The sequence below is a fragment of the Terrisporobacter othiniensis genome (assembly GCF_000808015.1).
GTDB lineage: Bacteria > Bacillota > Clostridia > Peptostreptococcales > Peptostreptococcaceae > Terrisporobacter > Terrisporobacter muris.
Map to the genome: position 1 here is coordinate 1 of NZ_JWHR01000079.1, position 22,793 is coordinate 22,793.

General features: G+C 28.5%; 22 protein-coding genes and 2 pseudogenes. 20 read left to right on the forward strand and 4 right to left on the reverse strand.

All coding sequences use genetic code 11. The features are described from left to right. The 3 genes and pseudogenes from QX51_RS08575 to QX51_RS19960 form a co-directional block, all read left to right on the forward strand. Positions 1-195 (forward strand): DUF1492 domain-containing protein (locus QX51_RS08575; RefSeq protein ID WP_039679500.1); only part of this gene is annotated, 195 nt, incomplete at its 5' end. Positions 196-331: 136 nt separating this feature from the next. Beyond that, positions 332-667: a hypothetical protein gene (locus QX51_RS08580; protein WP_039679501.1), complete on the forward strand. Its 336-nt coding sequence runs from the start codon at positions 332-334 to the stop codon at positions 665-667. Between the two features lie 188 nt (positions 668-855). Continuing rightward, positions 856-1,954: pseudogene (locus QX51_RS19960) on the forward strand (IS3 family transposase). 433 nt (positions 1,955-2,387) lie between these two features. On the opposite strand, the gene QX51_RS21570 reads toward QX51_RS19960, so the two are convergent. After that, complete coding sequence (locus tag QX51_RS21570; protein WP_330376056.1) at positions 2,388-2,660, reverse strand: Rossmann-fold NAD(P)-binding domain-containing protein; 273 nt, start codon at positions 2,658-2,660, stop codon at positions 2,388-2,390. Between the two features lie 51 nt (positions 2,661-2,711). Next, positions 2,712-3,407, reverse strand: a complete 696-nt coding sequence (locus QX51_RS08595; RefSeq protein WP_330376057.1) for an NAD-dependent epimerase/dehydratase family protein — start codon at positions 3,405-3,407, stop codon at positions 2,712-2,714. Between the two features lie 241 nt (positions 3,408-3,648). Here QX51_RS08595 and QX51_RS21575 point away from each other — a divergent pair. The 7 genes and pseudogenes from QX51_RS21575 to QX51_RS08615 all read left to right on the forward strand — a co-directional run. Continuing rightward, a pseudogene (locus tag QX51_RS21575) lies at positions 3,649-3,855 on the forward strand (response regulator); the annotation flags it as partial. A gap of 18 nt (positions 3,856-3,873) precedes the next feature. After that, positions 3,874-4,005, forward strand: a complete 132-nt coding sequence (locus QX51_RS21580) for a hypothetical protein (RefSeq protein ID WP_330376058.1) — start codon at positions 3,874-3,876, stop codon at positions 4,003-4,005. 20 nt (positions 4,006-4,025) lie between these two features. Next, positions 4,026-4,247, forward strand: a complete 222-nt coding sequence (locus QX51_RS21585) for a winged helix-turn-helix domain-containing protein (RefSeq protein WP_330376062.1) — start codon at positions 4,026-4,028, stop codon at positions 4,245-4,247. A 97-nt stretch (positions 4,248-4,344) separates the two neighbouring features. Continuing rightward, on the forward strand, positions 4,345-4,590 hold the full coding sequence (locus QX51_RS19455; RefSeq protein ID WP_161791916.1) for a sensor histidine kinase: 246 nt from the start codon (positions 4,345-4,347) through the stop codon (positions 4,588-4,590). A gap of 16 nt (positions 4,591-4,606) precedes the next feature. Then, positions 4,607-5,008, forward strand: coding sequence for a sensor histidine kinase (locus QX51_RS19460; protein ID WP_082007817.1), 402 nt, complete (start codon positions 4,607-4,609; stop codon positions 5,006-5,008). Positions 5,009-5,065: 57 nt separating this feature from the next. Beyond that, complete coding sequence (locus tag QX51_RS08610) at positions 5,066-5,269, forward strand: hypothetical protein (protein ID WP_139045035.1); 204 nt, start codon at positions 5,066-5,068, stop codon at positions 5,267-5,269. Positions 5,270-5,369: 100 nt separating this feature from the next. Continuing rightward, entirely contained in the window at positions 5,370-5,588 is a 219-nt protein-coding gene (locus tag QX51_RS08615) for a hypothetical protein (protein WP_039679504.1), read from the forward strand. A 152-nt stretch (positions 5,589-5,740) separates the two neighbouring features. Here the strand turns inward: QX51_RS08615 and QX51_RS08620 are convergent, their stop codons facing one another. Beyond that, positions 5,741-6,574 carry a helix-turn-helix domain-containing protein gene (locus tag QX51_RS08620; RefSeq protein ID WP_039679505.1) on the reverse strand — a complete coding sequence of 278 codons (834 nt, stop codon included), beginning with the start codon at positions 6,572-6,574 and terminating at the stop codon, positions 5,741-5,743. A gap of 174 nt (positions 6,575-6,748) precedes the next feature. Here QX51_RS08620 and QX51_RS08625 point away from each other — a divergent pair, with 174 nt between their 5' ends. The 10 genes from QX51_RS08625 to QX51_RS08670 all read left to right on the forward strand — a co-directional run bounded on the left by QX51_RS08625 (position 6,749) and on the right by QX51_RS08670 (position 21,328). Next, positions 6,749-8,113: an MFS transporter gene (locus QX51_RS08625; RefSeq protein ID WP_039679506.1), complete on the forward strand. Its 1,365-nt coding sequence runs from the start codon at positions 6,749-6,751 to the stop codon at positions 8,111-8,113. Between the two features lie 27 nt (positions 8,114-8,140). Continuing rightward, complete coding sequence (locus tag QX51_RS08630) at positions 8,141-8,902, forward strand: alpha/beta hydrolase (RefSeq protein WP_039679507.1); 762 nt, start codon at positions 8,141-8,143, stop codon at positions 8,900-8,902. Between the two features lie 21 nt (positions 8,903-8,923). Continuing rightward, a complete protein-coding gene (gene bilR / locus QX51_RS08635; protein ID WP_039679508.1) occupies positions 8,924-10,846 on the forward strand; it encodes a bilirubin reductase, long form in 1,923 nt (640 codons plus the stop codon). A 492-nt stretch (positions 10,847-11,338) separates the two neighbouring features. After that, positions 11,339-12,184 (forward strand): BglG family transcription antiterminator LicT, encoded by an 846-nt coding sequence (gene licT, locus QX51_RS08640; RefSeq protein ID WP_039679509.1) that lies wholly within the window; start codon positions 11,339-11,341, stop codon positions 12,182-12,184. A gap of 168 nt (positions 12,185-12,352) precedes the next feature. Continuing rightward, on the forward strand, positions 12,353-14,194 hold the full coding sequence (locus tag QX51_RS08645; protein WP_039679510.1) for a beta-glucoside-specific PTS transporter subunit IIABC: 1,842 nt from the start codon (positions 12,353-12,355) through the stop codon (positions 14,192-14,194). A gap of 12 nt (positions 14,195-14,206) precedes the next feature. Further along, positions 14,207-15,676 (forward strand): family 1 glycosylhydrolase, encoded by a 1,470-nt coding sequence (locus tag QX51_RS08650; RefSeq protein ID WP_039679511.1) that lies wholly within the window; start codon positions 14,207-14,209, stop codon positions 15,674-15,676. Positions 15,677-16,222: 546 nt separating this feature from the next. After that, the gene (locus QX51_RS08655; protein WP_039679512.1) at positions 16,223-17,533 is read left to right on the forward strand and encodes a cation:proton antiporter domain-containing protein; all 1,311 of its coding nucleotides are present in this window, start codon (positions 16,223-16,225) and stop codon (positions 17,531-17,533) included. 45 nt (positions 17,534-17,578) lie between these two features. After that, positions 17,579-19,189, forward strand: coding sequence for an amidohydrolase (locus tag QX51_RS08660; RefSeq protein WP_039679513.1), 1,611 nt, complete (start codon positions 17,579-17,581; stop codon positions 19,187-19,189). A gap of 254 nt (positions 19,190-19,443) precedes the next feature. After that, positions 19,444-20,589, forward strand: a complete 1,146-nt coding sequence (locus QX51_RS08665) for a sensor histidine kinase (protein WP_052232963.1) — start codon at positions 19,444-19,446, stop codon at positions 20,587-20,589. Continuing rightward, positions 20,582-21,328 carry a LytR/AlgR family response regulator transcription factor gene (locus QX51_RS08670; RefSeq protein ID WP_242842713.1) on the forward strand — a complete coding sequence of 249 codons (747 nt, stop codon included), beginning with the start codon at positions 20,582-20,584 and terminating at the stop codon, positions 21,326-21,328. Before QX51_RS08665 ends, QX51_RS08670 begins: the two co-directional genes overlap by 8 nt. 198 nt (positions 21,329-21,526) lie before the next feature. On the opposite strand, the gene QX51_RS08675 is transcribed toward QX51_RS08670, so the two are convergent. Next, entirely contained in the window at positions 21,527-22,717 is a 1,191-nt protein-coding gene (locus QX51_RS08675) for a coenzyme F420-0:L-glutamate ligase (protein ID WP_039679515.1), read from the reverse strand. Positions 22,718-22,793 lie beyond the last annotated feature (76 nt).

Sequence of the window (22,793 nt, forward strand, 5' to 3'; positions counted from 1 at the left end):
AATAAATTGAGTGATGATGAGTATGTATTATTTGATAGTTTGTATATAAATAAAGAAAGACCAATAAACATAATGTGTAAAATGAATATATCTAAAAGTACATATTATGATATGAAAGAGAAGTTAATATTTAAAGTTAGTGAGATAATATATCATAAGTTTATAAGAGATATGTATGATAGCTATTTATTTTAGTGTAGAGGCTACTTTAAAGTTTTTTTATTATAAGCATTGAGTTGGCATTATAATATAAGAAATGCCTCAATTGTTATATAGTAAGAGTAAAAAATTGAGATTTCTGATAGATAAATAAGTAATTAGGGGGATAAAAATGATAATTAAAGATAAAATAAAAGAATTTAGAATATTTATATTTATAAACATAATTTTAGCTACTGTAATTGGAACCTATGCTCAAAATATTGCCTCTTACGTAGTCGGTGATTATTCTATTAATATTGCACAATTATACTTATATATACTGACAGTCTTAACAACTCTAAGCATAATATTATTCTTGATAATACCAATATTAATACATTTATTTATGAAGAAACATCAGTTAAAAGACGAATATTTATTATATATATTACTAGTTGTTGATATTTCAATAGGTATTCTAACTTCTATAGGTTCAGTATTCGTATTAGCTATGAGTTGGAGATAATAAAAACTATGTAATAATGTTAAGATAATATAAACTATATAAATTATAATTTAGAAAAAGGATTTAATGAACAATTTTAATATATTACGAACCAGAATTGTATGAGCAGCTGATGTTAGTATAAGTGTATAGACACAATTAGTTGAAATAATTATAATAGATATAGATTAGAAAGGACGTGTCTAAAAATGGCAAGATATACAGAAGAATTTAAAAATACAATTATAGAATCATATAAATCAGGAAAATCATTAGCAGTATTACATAGCGAGTATGGCATACTAAAGTCAACAATATCTACGTGGATAAAAGATAACTCTCCAGTCTATTCAAACTCAGAAGATGAAATGACATTAAAAGAATTAAGAGCCTTTAAAAGGGAGATATCTCAAATTAAAGAAGAAAATGAAATCTTAAAAAAGGATATGGGCATACTTGCAAAGAAGTAGAATCTATTGTTAAATTGATCGATGAATTAAAAGTAAATCATAAGGTTGCATTATTGTGTAAAGTGTTAGGTATTTCAAGAAGTACGTACTATTCTTTTAGGTACAAAAAACCTAGTAAAACATATGTTGAAAGAGCAATTTTAAAACAAGAAATTAAGTATATTTATGATGATAGTAATGGTATTTATGGTGCGCACAATTCGATGTAAGTATAAAAAGGGTACAAAGAATTATGAGTGAATTATGGTTAAAATCAGTGATAGTAAAAAAGTTTAAGCACCATGCTACCAAAGTAAAAATAGAAGCTAAAGAGAATATTTTAAATCAAGATTTTTCAACAAACACAATAAATGAGAAGTGGGTTGGAGATATCACATACATACACACAATAAAAGATGGCTGGTGTTATTTATCATCAGTCATGGGTTTACATACAAAAAAGATAGTAGGCTACGCCTTTGATAGGAATATGACAACGGATTTAATAGTAAGAGCTTTAGATAATGCAGTTATAGTTCAAAAGTCCGACAAGGGCCTTATATTTCATTATGATTTAGGTTCTCAATATACGAGTTCTGATTTTAGCAACTATACATCAAAAAATAAAATGATTCAATCATTTAGTAAAAAGGGATGTCCTTATGATAATGCCTGTATAGAATCTTTTCATGCCATTTTAAAGAAAGAAGAAGTTTGTAGAGTTAAGTATTTTGATTTTGAATCTGCGAAACTAAGGTTATTTGAATATATAGAAGGTTGGTACAATAGGAAAAGAATTCATGGAGGTATTGGTTTTATATCTCCAAATGAATGCGAAAAAATAGCTAGAGCAAGTTAAAAATTCAATTATTTGTGTCTAAAATATTGACATAAATCCAGTTGATAAAAATGGAGTTTTCAGATATATATTCATAAAGCAATCTATGATAGTTTTCTTCTATATTATATAGAACAGAGGTAGTTATGTCACCAGAAAATTTAATATTTTAATAGTGTACGAGTACATTAAATGATGTACTTTTTATACATAAAGAGGTTATAAAAGATATAAAATTAAAAAGGTACAGCAAGTACCGCATAAATTAATAAAACTAATGGACTATTATATTTTATTGATTATATATATTTTTTATAAAGTTGGTGTGCTTGCTGTACTTGATGGGAGCTAGTAAAAATGACATTGTAACAATTAGGCATATTTTTATCACAAACTTTTAATAATATATAAAATTATATATAGACACATATATCATGTATTTTTAGTTGTAACATTAAATAATATTTAATTTACATTCTTTTCTTAGCCAAGCAACTTGATCTTTAACCGTTTCTTCATAAGAACGTGCTGTATAACCAAGTTCAGTTTTTGCTTTAGTAGAATCAAAAGTATTATTTCTTGCTAAATTGTAGACAGAAAAAGTAGTCATAAGTGGTCTAGAACCTTTTTTCTTTGCTTGCTTCTCAAGAATACTAGCAAGGAAATTAGCAACTCTTAATGGAAGGAACATCTTCATCTTTTTGCAATTAGATTCTTTTTCCTGCATTTTAGAAAAATCCTTAAATGAAACTTGTTCATTGGCAAAGATATAATACTGTCAACACTTTCCTTTATCTGATGCTAGAATTGTGCCATTAGCCAAGTCTATAACATCGCAAAGATTAAATGAACCTGAAATTCCCATTGGTATTTCTCTGTTAAGAATCTGAATTACTACTTTTGTAGTTTCTCCAACTTCAAAATCTTCTGGCCCTAATATTCCACTTGGATGAACAACACAGGTATTTAATCCTTTATTTTTTACTGCATCTAATACAGCTTGAGTAGCTATTGTTTTTGATTGACTATAACATCCAAGGACTTTATTTTCATCAAATTTACTTACTTCTTTAATTACTTCTCCCTTAGGTAGTTCAGGGATTGCACCCGTACTACTACAATAAACTCGTTTTTTACATTCTTTATGAGAAAGGCATAAATTTATAATATTTTTTGTTCCATCAACATTTACATCTATGACTTTTTGATTATATGTAGGGTCTACAGTTACTATATTTGCTATATGAAGAACGATAGTTTTCATATCACTGGGTACTGTAAAAAATTTTTCTAATGAATTTATGTCACATAAATTGCCTTTAAAAATAGCTACTCCTTTTGGCAAATATTCAATTGCCTTGTCATTTGGAAGAACAAAGGCTCTTACTTTATCCCCTCTCTCAATTAATTGTCTACAAATAGTACTACGAAGAAATCCTGTTGCACCTGTTACTAAATATAATATATTACTCATTTTATTCACCTCATAATTTAAAATAAATTTATTATGATAAAAGAATAAAAATTTATTATTTCTTTAATGTTTGAGTTTTGTTTCTAAATTATTAATTATAAAATTTATTTGTAAGTTCTAACAATTTATAAACAATTAAAATGTATAATTAAAAAATGAGCTGAGTCAAGTGATAAATATATTAGTAGTAGAAGATGATATAAATTTAAATAAAATAGTTTGTTAATATCTTAATAATAATGGATACAATGCTAAAGGTTGTATTAATGCAGAAGATGCATATGAAAAGCTTTATAATAATATGTTTGAAATAATTATTTCGGATATTATGATGCCAGGCGTAGATGGATTTGAGTTTACAAAGACTATTAGAGAAATAAATAAAAATATACCGATTTTATTTATGATTGCAAAAGACGATTTAATATCAAAGAAAAAGGGATTTTAATTAGGTATAGATGATTATATGGTAAAGCCAATCGAATTAGATGAATTAGTATTAAGAATTAATGCCTTATGTAGACGCGCAAATATAGAGATAAATAGACATATTAATGTAGGAAACTTAGTTTTAGATGCTGATGCTATGAGTGCATAGTATGTGATGAAGAGATACCAATTACTACAAGGGAATTTAATATTATATATAAACTATTATCTTATCCAAATAAGACATTTTCAAGAGCACAATTAATGGATGAATTTTGGGGATTAGATAGTGATAGTAATTTGCGTGCAGCAGATGTATATATTACGAAGCTTAGAGATAAGTTTTCTAACTGTGATAGTTTTGAAATAAAAACAGTAAGAGGAATTGGATATAAGGCGGTATTAAAATGATAAAAAGACTAATTATCCAGTAAGAAATACGCATTTTTCAGTTTATATTGAATCTCTTCATACAAATGATAAATTAGATTATTTAGATATTATGATTATGGATTTTAACAAAATGGTAGAAGAACTCGGTAGTATTGAAACTTTAAAAACTGATTTTTTCTCAAATATTTCCCATGAGATCAAAACACCTATTTCTATTATTAAAAATAGTACAGAAATATTAAAAAAAACTAATTTAGATGAAGAGGTTAGGCAAGAGTATGTATCGATAATTAATCAATCATCAACTAGATTGTCTACTTTAATTAATGATATGCTTAAAATAAATAAGTTAGAAAAATAACATATTTATCCAACTTATGAAAATTATGATTTATATAGGCAACTATCTGAATGTATATTTTAATGAAAATTTGATGGAATTAGATATTAAATTTAATAATACTAGTTCCATAAGATTTTCTCCAAATGGAGGAAAAATAATATTAAGTCAATATTGCACTAAGAGTGAAGTTGTTGTATGCATACATGATAATGGTTGTGGAATGAGTGAGGAAACTATAAAACATATTTTTGATAAATTTTATCAAGGAGATACATCTCACTCTATGGAAGGAAATGGGTTAGGTTTAGCATTAGTAAAACGAATTTTAGAAATTCATGATGGAAGCATAGAGGTAGAAAGTAAATTAAATGAAGGGACAACATTTACTATTAAGTTCCCTATTAATATGTTAAATGAAGTAGATGATGTTTTATAAAATGGATATGGAGAATAAAAAAAGAGTTATATAGGATATGAATATAAAGAAATTCAAGTGGATAGTAGCAAGGTTTCTATGTATATAGATAGATATAATAATTTCGGTTGGGAAACTGATATAAATTCTAGCATTATTTCAGAAAAAGGAAACTCATTTATAAGATTAAAACGTAATCGTAAAATTATGAATAATGTAGAATTAACTAGGTTGCAAAGAAACTTTGAGCATTGTATGAAACAAATAGATTACTTTAATTAATAAATTAATAATTCTTAAACATTTCTTTTAAAAAACAGCAATATAAGATTGTCATAATTAAGTTAATAAATCACTTATAGAAAAGGAATGGTAAATATATATGAAAAGTAATAAATCTGTTGATTATGAATATAAAACAATAAGAGTAAATAAAAATCAAGAAAGAGAATATATAGATGCTTATCAGCGAAAAGGATGGGCTGTAGTAGAGCGTAAATCTAAAAAGTTTAAAATTTATTGGTCATTATTAAATCTTTCACTTGCACAAATATCTAGTTTTTCAGAAAGTTATTTTACAGAAATGATTAATAATAAATAAAGTTTAACACTTCCAATGAAAACTCTTATTTTAAGAATTTTATATACATAATTATACTAGTATACTAGATTGATTAATATTATTGTTTGAATACTTAATCATAGAGAGTTTATTCATATTCTTTCTTATATAAAACATTTTAAATAACTAGATTATTTATATTTTTTTATCTCGTTGTAATATTCCTTTGGCGTAATTCCAAATTCTTTTTTAAAGGCGCGGAATAAATTATTATAACTTCCAATTCCACAAATTTGTGAAATATCTGTTAAGGAATAGTCTTCTTCTATAAGCCTTTTACACAAGTCTAATTTAGTTTTTACTATATAACGATGTAATGTCAACCCTGTGGCCTTTTTGAATTCTCTTGATATGTGAAATTTACTAACATAAAATTCTTTTTCAAGATGATCAAGGGAAATTTCTTCTGTAATGTGGTTGTTAATATATGCAAAAATATCATCAATTAAAAATGGTTTACTTTTTTTAGCTTTTTGTTTTGGGTCTGCATATATACATGACCTAAGTATTAGAACTAGAACTATTGACAGTGTATTTTTAATATACAGATTATCAGCAAATTTATAATTTTCTTCTTTTATATACACAAGTTTTTTTAATATATTTTTTATTAACATATTAGTTTCTGTGTTTGCATCTATTACTGTACATTCAAAAGGTACAGTATTAAAACTTTTAGCTAAATCCACTTCTTCATCTGATAATTTATTTAGTAATTCTACGGTAATGGCTAGCTCATATATTACAAGAGATTTCTTTGATTTTGATTCAATATCAATTTTATTATTAGGGCTTATTAAAATAATACTATCAGTGCTACATATTTGATATTTGTTCTTTAGTTTTACATAACAATCACCTGACAATATAAATAATATTTTATAATATTTATTTGATTTAATTTTTTTAGTTTTTATATTATCAAATTTAATTTCGCTTACAAAATAATCTTTTCTATCAAGCATTAATCCCCACCCTTTTTATATTTTAGTCAATACATCAATTTTTGTTAATATTATATCAATATATGAATATAATTTTATTTTACAATATGACATAATAAAATTACAGATAAATCTTATAACTTTATTAAATTTATTTGTGATAATTTTATTTAACTATAATTAAGGAGGCAACTTATGCAAAGGTTTTCAATGAAGGACAAGATAGGGTATACCCTGGGTGATTTGGGGTGTTGTTGTACAGAACAGTTTAGAGCTATGTTTTTAACAGTATTTTATACATTAGTTTTAAAAGTAAATCCTATACATGTAGGTACAATTATGCTAATAACTAAATTTTGGGATGCTATTAATGATCCTATAATCGGAGCAATTATAGAGTCTCGCAAAGCAAAACCTGGTAAAAAATTCATACCTTGGATTCGCACATTTTCAATACCATGTGCAATACTAATGTGTATTGGATTTATAAATGTTTCTAATTTAGATTATGGTTTAAGATTAGCTTATATTTTAATTACTTATGTTTTATATGAAGCTATGTATACTTGTGTAAATGTTCCATTTGGATCATTATCAAGTGTTATGACAGACGATGTTGACCACCGTACAGACTTATCAAGATATAGAAGTTTAGGTGGAACTATATTTATGACTGTTATAGTTATTGTTGGACCACTATTCTTATATAAAGATAATGTACCTGTTCCTTCAAACTTTTTACTATTAGCTATTATTTGTGCTTGTGTAAGCGTTTTCTGTTTACAAGTTACATCTGTATGGTGTAAAGAACGTGTTGAATTACCTCATGTAGAAAATGAGAAATTTAATTATTTTGAAGTATTAAAAAACATTTCAAAAAATAGAGCTTTATTTGGCGTTATAATTGCTAGTTTGGTTGGTATGATATCAGCTAGTGTTGTTAATGGATTAAATACTTATTTATTTAAAGATTATTTTGGAAATGTACAAATAATGGCTGTGTCAGGAATGTTGAGTACAATTTATTCAATAATCACATTTGTTGGAACTAAATTTGTTGCTAATAAATTTGGTAAAAAAGAATGGTGTATGTATGGTGCTGGTTTTGCTGCAATAGTATATGGAGTTTTATTTTTCTTCCCAATAGATAATCCAATGATGTTTATAGTAATCAATGGTGTTTGCTATATAGGCGCTTCTGGTTTCCAAATACTAATTTGGGCTATGGTAAATGATTCAATAGATTATCAAGAGTTAAAAACAGGAACTCGTAATGAAAGTATGATTTACTCTACATATTCATTTTTTAGAAAGCTTGCTGCTGCTTTAAGTGCAAGTTTAAGTAGTTTTATACTTGCATTTATAGGATACAATGTACATGCTTCAACTCAAACTGCAGAAGTTGTTTCGAATCTTTGGAAAGCGTATACAGGGATTTATTCAGTAGGGTACATAATAGCAATATTAGCCTTATTCTTTATATATCCATTAACTAAGAGAAAAACTCAAGAAATGTTAGAAGAATTATCAATTAGGAGAAAAGATATGAAAAATGTTTAAAATATAGAAAGTTATAGGAGAACAGAAATGGTTAAATTAATAGAAATAAAAAATAGAAAAAATAAAATATTAAGAGGGGTACTTACTCTTCCTGATAATATAGAAAATCCTCTCATAGTGCTAAATCTGCATGGATTTGGAGGTAGTATGTCAGGCTACAAGTATGCACATACTCATTTGTCCAGAGTACTTGAATCTAATGGTTTTGGTTGTGCTAGGTTTGATTTTTATGGTTGTGGAGAAAGTGATGGAGAATTTGAAGAAATGACTTTCACTGGACTTATAGAAGATGCCATAGATATGTACAACTATCTAGTTGATTGTAAATTAACAACTGCTGACAGGATAATATTATCTGGTCATAGTATGGGTGGATATGTAGCTTCTTGTGTAGCTCCAAAGTTGCAACCTATAGGTCTAATTCTTATGTGCCCTGGTGGTGGTATGTGGTATGGTTGTAAAGAGCGTGCTGATGGATTAAAGGCACAATCTATGCAATATGCTGATATGGAAGGTTTAAAATTTAATATTGATTTTAATTATGATTTATACAACTATGAGCCATTCTCTAATGCCATGGGTTATGATAAAGATGTTGTAATTATAAGAGGTACTGAAGATAAATTAGTTGATAATCGTGCTTGTCAGGCTTATTTAAATTGTTATAACAGTGACAAGTCAATCTATGTAGAAATTGAAGGCGGAGATCATAATTTCGCCAATATAAAATCTAAAAAAGAATGTGAAGATGCAATTATTAATTTTTGTAAATTGATTAATAGTAAATAAACTAATTAAGGAGGAATTAATATGAAACTTTTAGAAAACATCAATATAGGAAATATTACCCTAAAAAACAGAGTTATGTTTCCTCCGCTGACTACTGGCTATGAAGGTAGAGATGGTAGTTTAACTAAACAAAGTATTGAATTTTATGAAAGGTTAGCAAAAGGTGGTGTTTCATACATAGTAATTGGTGATGTTTCTCCAATTAATGGATTTACTTCTACACCAAAATTATATGACGATAGCCAAATAGATGGTTTCAAAAAACTATGTGATTCAATACATAAATATGATGCTAAGGTAGCTGCTCAGATATTTCATCCAGAGTATGACTGTGATGCTATAAATAAGATAGTTGCTACTGGTAATATGAAAGCTGTAAGAGAAAAACTACATCATGATATGCAACACTTTGTAAATGAGGTTAGTGAGGAAGGTCTAAGAGATATCATCGATAAGATGTGTAATTGTGCAATACGTGCTCAAAAAGCTGGTGTTGATATTATTCAAATACATGGAGACAGATTAGTAGGTTCATTATGTAGTACTATATTAAATAAAAGAAATGATAAATTTGGGGGAACTTTAGAAAACAGAACTAGATTTGCACTAGAACTTGTAAAAGCACTAAAAAAAGCTGTTCCTAATATGCCTATTGATTATAAATTTTCAGTTGTTACACCTGAAAGAGGTAAAGGTGGAATCAATCTAGATGAAGCACCTATATTTGCTAAATGGTTAGAAGAAGCTGGAGTTGATATGCTTCATGTTGCTCAGGCAAATCATACTGGTAATATGGCTGACACTATTCCTCCAATGGGTGTACAGCCTTATGGATTCTTTGTTGATATTGCTGCTCAAATAAAGAAATCAGTAAATATTCCAGTTAGTACTGTTGGTAGAATATTTAACCCTAAAATGGCAGAAAGTATCCTAGAAGCTGATAAGGCAGATATAATTGGACTTGGTAGAATTTTACTTGCAGATCCTGATTGGGTAAACAAAGTAAAAGAAAATAAATTTGAAGATATTCGCGAATGTATATCTTGTAATAAAGGATGTACTGACAATATTCAAAACCGTAAGTTTTTAAGCTGCATACTAAATGCCGAAAATGGATATGAAGGAACTAGAAAAATCACTGAAGCTGTAACTAAGAAAAAAGTTATAGTAGTAGGAGGAGGACCTGCAGGGCTTGAAGCAGCACGTGTAGCAAGCTTAAAAGGTCATAGTGTTACTTTATTTGATGAAAATACATATTTAGGAGGTCAGTTAAATTTAGCTTGTATTCCTCCTAGAAAAAATGAAATTCGAAGAGCTATCAGATTTTTAACACATTCTGTAACTTCTCAAAATGTAGATTTACGACTTGGAAAAAAAGCAACTCAAGAAGATATATTAACTTTAAATCCAGATGTTGTATTAGTCGCAGTAGGGTCAAGTAATTTTATACCAAGTATAGATGGCTATAATAAGCAAATGGTATGCGATTCATGGAAGATCCTAAATGGTGAACAACAAGTATTTGGCAATATTGCTGTTATTGGCGGTGGTATGGTAGGTTGTGAAGTAGCTGAGCACTTATGCCTTCAAGAAGGAAATAAAGTTTCTATAATTGAAATGGATAATAGTATAGCTAAGGGTGAAAGTAGTACTATACTTCCAACTTTGATGGAAAATTTCACGAGAAACAACGTTAAAATATACACTAATCACAAAGTTAATAAAATAGATAAAGAATGTATAATTTGTGAAAACAATAATAATGAAATAAAAATACCTTGTGATTACGTAGTTATGGCAGTTGGTGCTAGACCTAATAGTTTTGATGTTGATAAATTATTAGAAAGTAATGTTAAAATTGTTAAAATAGGTGATTGTAAAGATAGAGCAGCTGATATTGAAAATGCAATTAAAACTGCTTATGATGCTGCTAACGAAATATAAATAACATATATAATATAAAAAATCACTTTATGAACTAAAGAATATTGATCATTTAAATTAATTTATGTTTTAGAGTGATTATGTGTCCGCTTTTTCATTATACTCTGATTTGCTGAATAAAGAATTTTTAGCAAAAATATGTATGATGAGAGAGTGGACTATGTTTTTTTATTATATTTTTAAAAAAGCATATAAACTACTCTTGCAATGATAGATTTAGAATAATTTTTATAGTTTCTATTTTATTGTTATTATTAATAATTATTTGTGTTTTACGTTTTATATTTTCAAACATAAATAATAAAAAATAGTACTATAATTCTTCAAGAAAAGGATTGCAGTATGAAAAATGTTATGATAATATAAAATAAATGAGAATAGAAATTAGGATGGTAATTGTTTTAATGCAAGCTAGACCTATTTATAAGCAATACAGGTATACTATACCTATTTTGCCTATAAATAGGTTTTTTTATTTTGGAGGATAAACAGATGATAATACATAGAATACTTAATAATAATGTTGTAATAATTCTTGATAAAGACGAGAAAGAATGTGTAGTTTGTGGAAAGGGTATTGCTTTTAAAAAGAAAATAGGTGATAGCGTTGATAGTAAACAAGTTAATAAAGTGTTTATCTTAAAAGACCAGAGTATGAATGAAAAGTTTAAACAGCTATTGCTAAACATACCTATAGAGCATGTTAAAATGGCAGATGAAATAATAAATCTAGCAGAAGAAAGGTTAGGTAAAAAATTAAATGATAGTTTAATAATTTCATTAAGTGATCACTTGTATACTGCTATTGCTCGTTACTCAGAGGGGATTGCAATTAAAAATGCCATGCTTTGGGATATTAAACGATTTTATGAGGATGAATTTGAAATTGGCATGAATGCATTGGATATAATTGAAGAATTATTTAATGTACGTTTACCTGATGATGAAGCAGGTTTTATTGCTTTACATATTGTCAACGCATATATGGATGAAAGTAATATGGATCAAATTATAGATATAACTCGTATTATGCAAGAAATATCTAATATAGTTAAGTATTATTTTAGAATTGAATTTGATACTAACTCAGTTTATTATTATCGTTTTATAACACATCTTAAATTTTTTGCTCAAAGATTAGCTTTAAGAAAACCAATCGATGATGAAAGTAGCGATGGATTGCTAGATGTTGTTAAAGTAAAATATCATACATCATATAAATGTGTAGGAAAAATTAGTAACTATATTAAGAGCAAATATGATTATGAATTATCAAATGAAGAACAATTATATCTTACAATTCATATTGAACGTATGATTTATAAAAGTAAACTTTAAATTAGTTAATATGCCTATATAGGTATCTAAATATAAAATATTATACAAAAGGATGTGATTAATGATTAGATTAAAGCAACAGTAGTTAATTTTTTTATTTGGATGGTAACATTAAGTTGGCTAAACCTTCAATTTTTAAAAGCTAAGTTAAAATGGAGGTAAAGAAATATGGGAAAATATTCAAAATTAGCAGAGGACATTATTAAAAATGTCGGTGGAAAAGAAAATATTATAGACTTAAAACACTGTATTACGCGTTTACGTTTCAATCTAAAGGATGAAAGTATAGCAAATGATGATATTTTAAAAAACATGGATGGTGTCATTACTATTATGAAATCCATGGGACAGTATATGGTTGTTATTGGGGAACATGTTCCTCATGTATATACTGAAGTTTGCGAAAAAATAGGAATGAAGCCTTATGGTGGACAAGAAGGAGAAGAAGCTAAAGAAAAAAAGTCAAGCTTATTTAATCGTGTTTTAAATGTGGTTATGGGAGGAATGGGTCCTTGCTTAAACATGATTTGTGCAAGTGGTATTGTCAAAGGGGTGACAACCTTATTAACTGTTTCAGGAATTATTAAGCCTGAAGATGGAATATATCTTCTTTTAACAGCAATAGGAGATGCAATTTTCTTCTATTTACCATTAATGCTTGGTCAAAACGTAGCGAAGAAGTTAGAAATGGATCCTTTCTTAGGATTCCTTATTGGAGCAATTATGTGTTATCCAGCAATAAATGGTGTAGATATTAATTTGTTTGGACATGTATTTAATGCTACTTATACGGGATCATTCTTACCAGTAGTATTTATGATTGCGGCAGCAGCACCTTTAGAAAGATTTTTCAAAAAATATGTGCCAGATTTAGTTAGTAATTTTATTGTGCCAGTACTTGTATTAATAATTGTTATTCCTATAGGATTTGTTTTAATTGGACCTGTTGCAAATCTAATTGGAGTTGGAATTAATTATGGAATGAATTCATTGATTGAAGTTAGTCCATTAATTGCTGGAACTCTTCTAGCTGGATTCTATCAAGTATTTGTACTATTTGGTGTAAGTGGTGTGTTATATATGTTCCCATTTATGGATTTAATGCAAGGTATTCCTAGTCAATTAATGGCATATACATACTTTGCATGTTTTGCACAAATAGGTGTTGTACTTGCAATTTATTTAAAAACTAAAGACAAGAAGCTAAAATCTATAGCTCTTCCAGCGTTTATATCAGGAATATTTGGTGTTACTGAGCCAGCTATATATGGTGTTACGCTACCACGTATTAAAATGTTTGTTGTATCTTGTATTGGTTCAGCAACTGCTGGTATAGTAGTATATTTTGCTAATATTATGATGTATACATATGCAGGCATGGGCGTTATAGGATTATTAGGTTTATTAAATCCAAAAGGACCAGAAATACTACCACTTGTAATAGCTACAGTAGTTCCGTTTGTTTTTTCTTTTGTAGTTGCTTATTTAACTTATAAAGATGATGAAGTTGAAGCAAAAATAGAGACAAAAGTAGATGGCAAAGTTGAAAAAACAGGAAAAGAAACTGTTTTTGCTCCTATAAAAGGAGAAGTGGCACCTTTAAAAGAGTCTGCTGATGCTGCGTTTGCTTGTGAGGCATTAGGAAAAGGAATCGTAATTAAAGCAGAAGAGGGAAAAGTTGTCGCTCCATTTGATGGTGTAGTAAGAACATTATTCCCAACAAAGCATGCTATTGGAATTGCTTCTGATAATGGTTGTGAAATGCTTATCCATGTAGGATATAATACTGTTCAATTAGAAGGAAAATACTTTGAAAGTTTTGTAACGCAAGGAGATACAGTTAAAAAAGGAGATCTACTAGTATCTTTTGATATTAATCAGATTAAAGAAGAGGGTTATAGTATAGAAACACCTGTTGTTATTACTAATACTGATAATTATTTAGATATTATAGAAACAAAAAATAAAAGCGTAGAGGCTGGAGAAGAGCTTCTTACAGTTATACATTAGGAGGGATATAATATGAGTTTTCCAAAGAATTTTTATTGGGGCGGTGCAACTGCTGCTAATCAATGTGAAGGGGCTTACAATGTAGATGGAAGAGGTCTAGCAAAAACAGATGTTACAACTGCTGGAACAGCTACAAAACCACGTGGCATAACTTATCGTTTACCAAGTGGTGAAACAGGAATAGCTCCTATGTTTACACCATATCCTAAGGATGCAAAAGGTGTTGTTTTAGATGAACACTATTATCCTAATCATAATGCAATTGATTTTTATCATCATTATAAAGAAGATATTGCTTTATTTGCTGAAATGGGATTTAAAATTTTCCGTATGTCTATTTCATGGTCAAGAATATTTCCTAATGGGATAGAAGATAAACCTAATCAAAAAGGTATTGAATTCTATCGTAATATATTTAAAGAACTTAAAAAATATAATATTGAACCATTAGTAACAATTTCTCATTATGATACACCACTTTATTTGGAAGAAGAATTAGGTGGATGGAAAAATCGTCAGCTTATTTCATTATTTGATCGTTATACAGAAGTATTATTTAATGAATTTAAAGGATTAGTAAAATATTGGTTAACTTTTAATGAAATAAATAGCCTTTTAATGTTTAAGGACTTTATGCCTAATATGTCGAGTGAAGATATAGCAAAAAATTATCAATCTTTACATAATCAGCTTGTTGCAAGTGCTAGAGCTGTAAAACGTGCACATTCTATTGACCCACAGTATCAGGTAGGATGTATGATGGCAGGAGCATGTTCATATCCATTAACATGTAACCCAGCAGATGTATTAAGAAATCAAAAGAAAATGCAAGATAACTTCTATTACTGTGGAGATGTTATGGTACGTGGAGAATATCCTGTATTTGCGAAAAGATTATGGGAAGAAGATAATGTTAAGCTAGAATGTACAGAAGAGGATATTAAAAACTTAAAAGAAGGAAAAGTTGATTTCTTTACTTTTTCTTATTATTCAACTACTTGTACTTCAGCAGATGAAAGTATAGCTAAAGACGGTTTAGGAAACTTCAGCCTTGGCTCAAAAAACCCATATATAGAATATTCTGAGTGGGGATGGGGAATGGATCCTATAGGTTTACGTTACTATTTAAATGAAATCTATAATCGTTATGAAATTCCAGTTATGGTCGTCGAAAATGGACTAGGAGCTATAGATGAGCTTACAGAAGACAAAAAAGTACATGATCCATATCGTGTTGAATACCTAAGAGAACATATTAAAGCTATGGAAGGTGCCTTAGAAGATGGGGTGGATTTAATTGCATATACACCTTGGGGATGTATCGACTTAATCAGTGCTTCTACTGGAGAAATGAAAAAACGTTACGGTTTTATTTATGTAGATCTTGATAACGAAGGTAACGGAACAATGAAAAGATATAAAAAAGATTCATTTGATTGGTACAAGAAAGTTATAGCTACTAATGGTGCAGATTTAGATTAATAGTAGAATATTTGGAATTACTAGACTTTATGGTTTGGTAGTTCCTTTTATTTTGTCTTTTAGTACACATCTATCACACAATCAGAAAAATAAGTTAAAATAAAATTTGACACAAATAATCTAAATATAGATTCAAACGTGAATGAGATAAATAATCAGAATATTCAGGATGAATAATGATGTACCGAACGTGACGTACGGTTGTGTGAGAGTATGCTAAATAAAATAATTATTTAGCTCCTACTCGATTTATAAATAAGTATAGATATTAGTAGAAAAATGAGCGAAATACAAGATAAAAGAATAAAATACAAAAATGATTAGTGAATATATTTAAAATAAGATAAAATAATGAAAAATATAATAATTTTAACTATAAAAATGAAAAAAATGTCGTAATAAAAAAAATATTGACAAAAAGTATCAAAATGATTTATTCTATATTTAAGAGTGAAATACATCAAAAGTAGAGCGAAATACAAAATATTTTGGTTTTAAAATTAAAAAAGTCAGTTATATTAATTGACTAATCGAGGAGGTTTTAATATGGATATATTAGCTTTACTAATAATATCGCCAGTACTATTTTTAATAGGACAGTTTGTGGCAAAAAAAGCTAAAATAGCTCCACCAATATTTTATTTAATATTAGGTGTGTTATTTGGAGGAAGCATAGGTGTAGTTCATATATTTGGAAATCAAGACTTACTTCCCAATATGGCAAATTACAACACAATAGCATTATGGCTTATGTTCTTTGGAGCAGGATTTAATATTGATATCAACAAGTTAAAGAGCTCAGGAAAAGACACTATAAATATGTCAGTAATCCCAGTATATATTGAAGCTATAGTTATGACAGGAGTAGTTTTCTTAGGATTAAAAGTTTTACCACTAGGATTTGATTTAAAATTACCTCATGTAGCAATAATAATGTTGTTATTTGCATGTGCATCACCAGCAAACGTTATTCCAGCGTGTGTAGCTCTTAATATGAAGGGACTTGCAGGGAAAAATAGAATAACAGATACAGTTCTTACTGCTTCTATATTTGATAACTTTACACATTTCCCACTATTAGTAGTAGCAATTGTTCTTACAGTAGCGCCAGTAATGGGAATGAAATTATCACCATTAATGTTAGTAGGAATAGTAATAGGAGTTGTATTAGCATTAGGAGTAATATGTATATTAGCATCATTATTAGGAGGAATAGTAGCGAAAATATTGTCATCACTTAGTGATAAAGTAGCAAAGAACCCTCAAAATAAGAAAGTTGCAATATCTTATACTATGATATATTTTGCAATATTTGCACTTATACTTAACTTCGCAGGACCTTTAAAAAGTTTAGCAGTTTTAATTATAGTTGCTGTGTCAGTTGGTATAAACTCAAAAGAAAAAAATAAACTAGGTGGAATAATAGGATTTAATTCATCAGTAGTATTTGCGATGTTTGGAAGTCCAATAATATTTACATACGTAGGTTCATTAATAAATATACAAGCCTTATTAAACCCAGTGATGCTAGCGTTTGGAGTAGCAGTAACATTTATAGGAATAGCAGTAAAAGGATTTGTTACAAAAGTAGTATTAAAAGATGAAAAGTATACTTATGGAGAAAGAAAGTTTGCTATGGCAGCATTTGTATCAAAAGGAATAATATTAGTTAATTTCTCATTAATACTTATGGGACCTCTTACGTCAATGGGATTAGGTTATGTAGTAGACTTTATGATATTATTAGCAGCAATTAGTATAGTAGCTTCAGTTCCATTAGGAATAACATTATTAGATAAGGCTGAAGGAAAATGGCTTACTAAGGAAGATCAAGAAACAGTTTCAAAAGCAAGTTAATTAATTTAAATGAAATATATACTTAAGTATGGGAGAGTGTCATAAATGAAATCAACAATATATCTAAATGGAAACATAATAACAGTAGATGAAAATATGCCAAGTGCAGAAGCTGTATTCGTAAAAGATGGGATTATAGAATTTGTAGGGGCAAAAGAGGAAGCTTTAAGATTAGCTGATGATAATACTGTAACTAAAGATTTAAATGGAGCAACTTTATTACCAGGATTTTTAGATCCTCACAGTCATATAGGAAACGTGGCACCATTTATGTCATTTAAATATGTTGCAGCACCACCAATAGGAACTACAACTTCTATAGAAGTTATGAAAGAGCAAGTAAGAGAATTTATAAAAGAAAAAGATATAAAGCCAGGTGAGTGGGTAATAGCATATGGATACAATGATGCAGAGCTTGCAGAAAAAAGACATCCAAATAAGTTTGACTTAGATGAGATATCAACTGAGCATAATGTAATGGTAGTACATGCATCTCTTCATATGGCAGCTATAAACTCTAGATTATTAGAAGTTATGAACTTTAATGAAAATACACCTAACCCAGAAGGTGGAGTTATAGCGAGAGTAGAGGGAAGTAATGAGCCTAATGGATACTTAGAAGAAACAGCTATGCGTATGGTATACTTCAGCATGCGTCAACCAGATATGGATGGAATGGTAGCAAACATGATTGAAGCTCAAAAAATGTATGCAAGTCACGGAATAACTACAGCTCAAGATGGAGCAACTCTTGAAAATATAGAAGCATTATGTAGAGAAACAGCAAGAAGAGATGAAATGTTAATCGATGTTGTAGGATACAACATGATAGAAAATGATGTAAATGTAACTGAATATAAGAATGGATTTAGAATAGGTGGGGCAAAATTATTACTTGATGGTTCTCCACAAGGAAAAACTGCTTGGTTAACTAAACCATATCATGTAGTACCAGAAGGGGAAAAAGAAGATTATTGTGCATATCCAACATTTACAGATGAAGAAGTTTATGGATTCTGTAAAAAGGCCATAGAAAACAATATACAATTACTTACTCATATGAATGGTGATGCAGCAATAGATCAATTCTTAAATGCATATGAAAAAGCAATGGAAGATACAGGACTTACTCCAGAGTTAAGACCAGTGTTAATACACTGTCAAACAGTAAGAGAAGACCAATTAGATAGAATAGCTAATGCTAAAGTAGAAATGATACCTTCATATTTTGTAGATCATACTTTCTTCTGGGGAGATTGGCATATAGATTCTGTATTAGGTGAAGAAAGAGCATTTAAAATAAGTCCATTAAAATCATCTTTAAATAGAAATATAAAATGGACTCTACACCAAGATACACCAGTTTTACCTCCAAACATGCTAAGAACTATAAACTGTGCTGTAAACAGAAATACACTTAGTGGAAGAATTATAGGAGAAGCTGAAAGGGTAACTCCAATGGATGCTATAAAAGGAATAACTATAAATGCAGCTTACCAATATTTCGAAGAAGATAAAAAAGGATCTATAACACCAGGGAAACTTGCTGACCTTGTAATATTAGACAAGAATCCTTTAGAAGTTGATCCTGCAACAATAAAAGATATACAGGTATTAGAAACAATAAAAGAAGATAAAACAATATACAAAAAATAGCAGGTTGCTAAAAAGATAATAAGTACTCTTTTTAAATAGATATTATAATAAAATCGGTTGTGTCAAATTTGATACAACCGATTTTATTATAATATATCTAGAATGTTTTAATACTAGAAGATATAATAGTATAATGAATGTTTGAGTAAAAATAAATATTTGGAGTGTTTCATATGAAATTAAGCATCTTAGAACTGATAATTTATAAAGTTTCATTTATATTTATTCTATTGTTAATATTAGGAAGATATAAAATGTTTAAACAGTTACTTCAAAAGGAGTACTACACTAAAAGTGATTTGAATAAGTTAGGAATTATATTTGGTATAATTACAATTATAAGTGCATATGGAAATATAAATATTTATGGCGTGGGCTCTATTATTAGAAATATTGTTGTTGTATCTGTAATATTACTATTTGGGAGAAGAGCAGGAGTAATAGTAGGTACGATTAGTATTATCCATAGATTAATAATAAATATATATAGTATATCTTTAGAAGTAGAAATAATTCAATTATTAGTAGTTATATTTATAGCACTATTTTTCCAGCCTAGAATTAAGGAGAAAAGTAAGGCTATGTGCGGAATATTAATATGTACATCTAGTATACTTATTATGTATGCGTTTATATTATTATTTGAATATAGTAACAGAGAATTGATAGGGTTTGTTAAGGTATTTATAATTCCAGCGTTAATTAGTCAAGTAGGAACAGGATTATTTATAAATATGCTAGAAGATATCAGAAATGAAAGGATTGTAGTAGAGCAAGAAAAAGAAATTGAAAGGCTAAAAACTAATATAGCAAAGGCTGAATTAAAAGCACTTCAAGCTCAAATAAATCCTCATTTCTTATTTAATACGTTGAATGCAATTTCTATACTAGTAAGAAAAGATCCACAAGAAGCCAGAAGGGTTATCTTTAAGTTATCTCATTATTTAAGATATAATTTAGAATTAAAAGTAGGATTAATTGATTTAAAAGAAGAAATAGAACAAACTAAGACTTATTTAGAAATAGAACAAGTACGGTTTAAAGATAAATTGGAAATAATATATGATATAGATGAAGACATAGATGTAAAAATACCTAGCTTGATAATTCAACCAATAGTTGAAAATGCAATAGTACATGGAATATTAAAATCAAAAGAGAAAGGCAAACTTATAATTTCTATAAAAAAATATAAACAAAATACTAATATATGTATTGAAAATAAGGGAATACCTATTGAAGAAAGAATAATAGAAGAGATAAATAATGATCAAGTTGAAGAAAATAAGATTGGGTTATATAATGTACACTGTAGATTAAAGTATCAATATGGACAAGGATTAAATATAACAAGATTAGATGATGGTACTAGAGTAGAGTTTAAAGTAGGTGGTGATTAAAATAAAAGCAGTAATAGTAGAAGATGAATATCTTTCGTTGGAAGAGTTAAAATACATTATAGAAAATAATAGTAATATAGAAGTAATAGAGACATTTGACAATGGAATAGATGTACTAAATTTTATAAATAAAAATAAAGTGGATGTTGTATTTTTAGACATAAATATACCAGGGCTAAATGGAATGGAGTTAACAAGGACTCTAAAAAATTTCAATGTTAAGCCTAAAATAGTTTTTATAACAGCTTATAAAAAATATGCAGTAGAGGCATTTGAATTAGAAGTTTTTGACTATATAACAAAACCATATTTAGAGGAAAGAATACTACAGACCCTAGCTAGATTAAAGATAAGTGATGGAGTATTACAAGTACTAGATAAACCAGAAACTAAGACTAATGATATTGTTGAAAAAAGAATAAAGTTAAAAGAAAAACATGGATTCATAGTTTTAGATAGTGATGATATATATATGTGTGAAGCAAATGATAAAGAAACTTTTGTGTATACCAAAGATAAAAAATATGTGATTCTAGATTGTATATCTGAAATATATAAGGAATTACCAAAAGATAAATTCTTAAAAGTCCATAGATCTTATGTAGCTAATTTATCAAAAATAAAAAATATTATACCAGGAGGAAATAGCACATACAAGCTAATTTTGGATAATAAAGACTTGGAATGCTGGGTAAGTAGAGGCAAAATTAAAGAATTTAGACAACATATGAATATGTAAAATATTAAAGTTGCTGCTATTTTGAGACTGTAGATAGGTTTGTGTAAAACAAACTTATCTACAGTTTTTTTATAAAAGGGACATTGCCTGAAATTTCATATCGCCCACACAGTGGCTTAAAGTGGTAACTAGGGCATATCGTTGGTGACATGAAGTGTTTCGCCGACGTGTCACTCAGGCGAAGCGAATTTTTTATTATTATTTTGTGTAATTATCGAAATAACCTTGGATGAATATAATAGGAGTTCCCTTATCTCCACTTCCTGAAGTTAAATCAGATAATGATCCTATAAGGTCAGTGAGTCTTCTTGGAGTAGTACCTTGTGCTTCCATAGCTCCAACTAAATCTGATTCCTTATTTTTAATATATTCTGATATTGCTGTCTTAAGCTCTTCACCCTCTAAATCAGCGAAGTTATTATCAGCAAGATACTTTAATTTTATTTCATTTGGAGTACCATTTAATCCTGATGTATAAGCTGGTGAAACAACTGGGTCAGCAAGTTCCCAAATTTTACCTACTGGATCTTTGAAAGCTCCATCTCCATAAATCATAACTTCAACATCTTTTCCTGTTTTCTCTTTAAGAATAGCTTGTATATTATCAACGATAGGTTGACAGTTACGAGGGAAAAGTTTAACAGTTTCTTCTGTTGATTTGTTTGAACCTAGTAATCCATAAGCTTCATTACATCCACTTCCATCAATAGATTCGCATAATATATCATCAAGGCTATAGACTTTTTCTACACCATTTGCTTTTAAAATTTTCTTAGTTCTAAATCTTGTATGAATATCGCAAGTAAGAACGCTCTTTGTATAATTTAAGATAGTTTTAGGATTGTTTGAGAATATTACTTCACACTTAACACCATATTCTTGGATTAAAGATTTATAATAATCAATGTAATCAACACCTGTGAAAGTATGTTTATTATACCCAAATAGATTACGGAATTCTTGCTCTGTTAAAACATCTGTCCAAGGATTAACTCCTTTATCATCCAACATATCTAAGTCAACTAGATGATTTCCAACTTCATCAGATGGATAGCTTAACATTAATACTATTTTCTTAGCTTCCTTTGCTATACCACGAAGGCAGATTGCAAAACGGTTACGACTTAAGATAGGGAATATTACCCCAATAGTATCGTCACCAAATTTAGATTTAACATCTTTAGCTATATTATCTATAGAAGCATAATTTCCTTGAGCACGTGCAACTACTGATTCAGTTACAGTAACTATATCTTTATCATTTATAGTAAAGCCCTCAACTTCTGAAGCTTTAAGTACACTTTCAACAACTATATCCTCGATTTTATCGCCTTCTTTAACGATTGGGCAACGAAGTCCCCTAACAACTGTACCAATAACTCTTTCCAAAATAATCTCTCCCAACAAATTAAATTTATTTTCAAATATCTTGTACTATTGTAATATACATCAAGAAATGATATAA

Bases quoted from the DNA above. Each gene is read 5' to 3' on its own strand.
- QX51_RS08620 (WP_039679505.1), bottom strand. From the start codon at position 6,574: ATGCTTGATAGAAAAGATTATTTTGTAAGCGAAATTAAATTTGATAAT.
- QX51_RS08655 (WP_039679512.1), top strand. From the start codon at position 16,223: ATGGATATATTAGCTTTACTAATAATATCGCCAGTACTATTTTTAATA.
- QX51_RS08645 (WP_039679510.1), top strand. From the start codon at position 12,353: ATGGGAAAATATTCAAAATTAGCAGAGGACATTATTAAAAATGTCGGT.
- QX51_RS08630 (WP_039679507.1), top strand. From the start codon at position 8,141: ATGGTTAAATTAATAGAAATAAAAAATAGAAAAAATAAAATATTAAGA.
- bilR (WP_039679508.1), top strand. From the start codon at position 8,924: ATGAAACTTTTAGAAAACATCAATATAGGAAATATTACCCTAAAAAAC.
- QX51_RS21570 (WP_330376056.1), bottom strand. From the start codon at position 2,660: ATGCAGGAAAAAGAATCTAATTGCAAAAAGATGAAGATGTTCCTTCCA.
- QX51_RS21580 (WP_330376058.1), top strand. From the start codon at position 3,874: ATGGTAAAGCCAATCGAATTAGATGAATTAGTATTAAGAATTAATGCC.
- QX51_RS08650 (WP_039679511.1), top strand. From the start codon at position 14,207: ATGAGTTTTCCAAAGAATTTTTATTGGGGCGGTGCAACTGCTGCTAAT.
- QX51_RS08615 (WP_039679504.1), top strand. From the start codon at position 5,370: ATGAAAAGTAATAAATCTGTTGATTATGAATATAAAACAATAAGAGTA.
- QX51_RS08665 (WP_052232963.1), top strand. From the start codon at position 19,444: ATGTTTAAACAGTTACTTCAAAAGGAGTACTACACTAAAAGTGATTTG.
- QX51_RS08580 (WP_039679501.1), top strand. From the start codon at position 332: ATGATAATTAAAGATAAAATAAAAGAATTTAGAATATTTATATTTATA.
- QX51_RS08625 (WP_039679506.1), top strand. From the start codon at position 6,749: ATGCAAAGGTTTTCAATGAAGGACAAGATAGGGTATACCCTGGGTGAT.
- QX51_RS19460 (WP_082007817.1), top strand. From the start codon at position 4,607: ATGAAAATTATGATTTATATAGGCAACTATCTGAATGTATATTTTAAT.
- licT (WP_039679509.1), top strand. From the start codon at position 11,339: ATGATAATACATAGAATACTTAATAATAATGTTGTAATAATTCTTGAT.
- QX51_RS08595 (WP_330376057.1), bottom strand. From the start codon at position 3,407: ATGAGTAATATATTATATTTAGTAACAGGTGCAACAGGATTTCTTCGT.
- QX51_RS08660 (WP_039679513.1), top strand. From the start codon at position 17,579: ATGAAATCAACAATATATCTAAATGGAAACATAATAACAGTAGATGAA.
- QX51_RS19455 (WP_161791916.1), top strand. From the start codon at position 4,345: ATGGATTTTAACAAAATGGTAGAAGAACTCGGTAGTATTGAAACTTTA.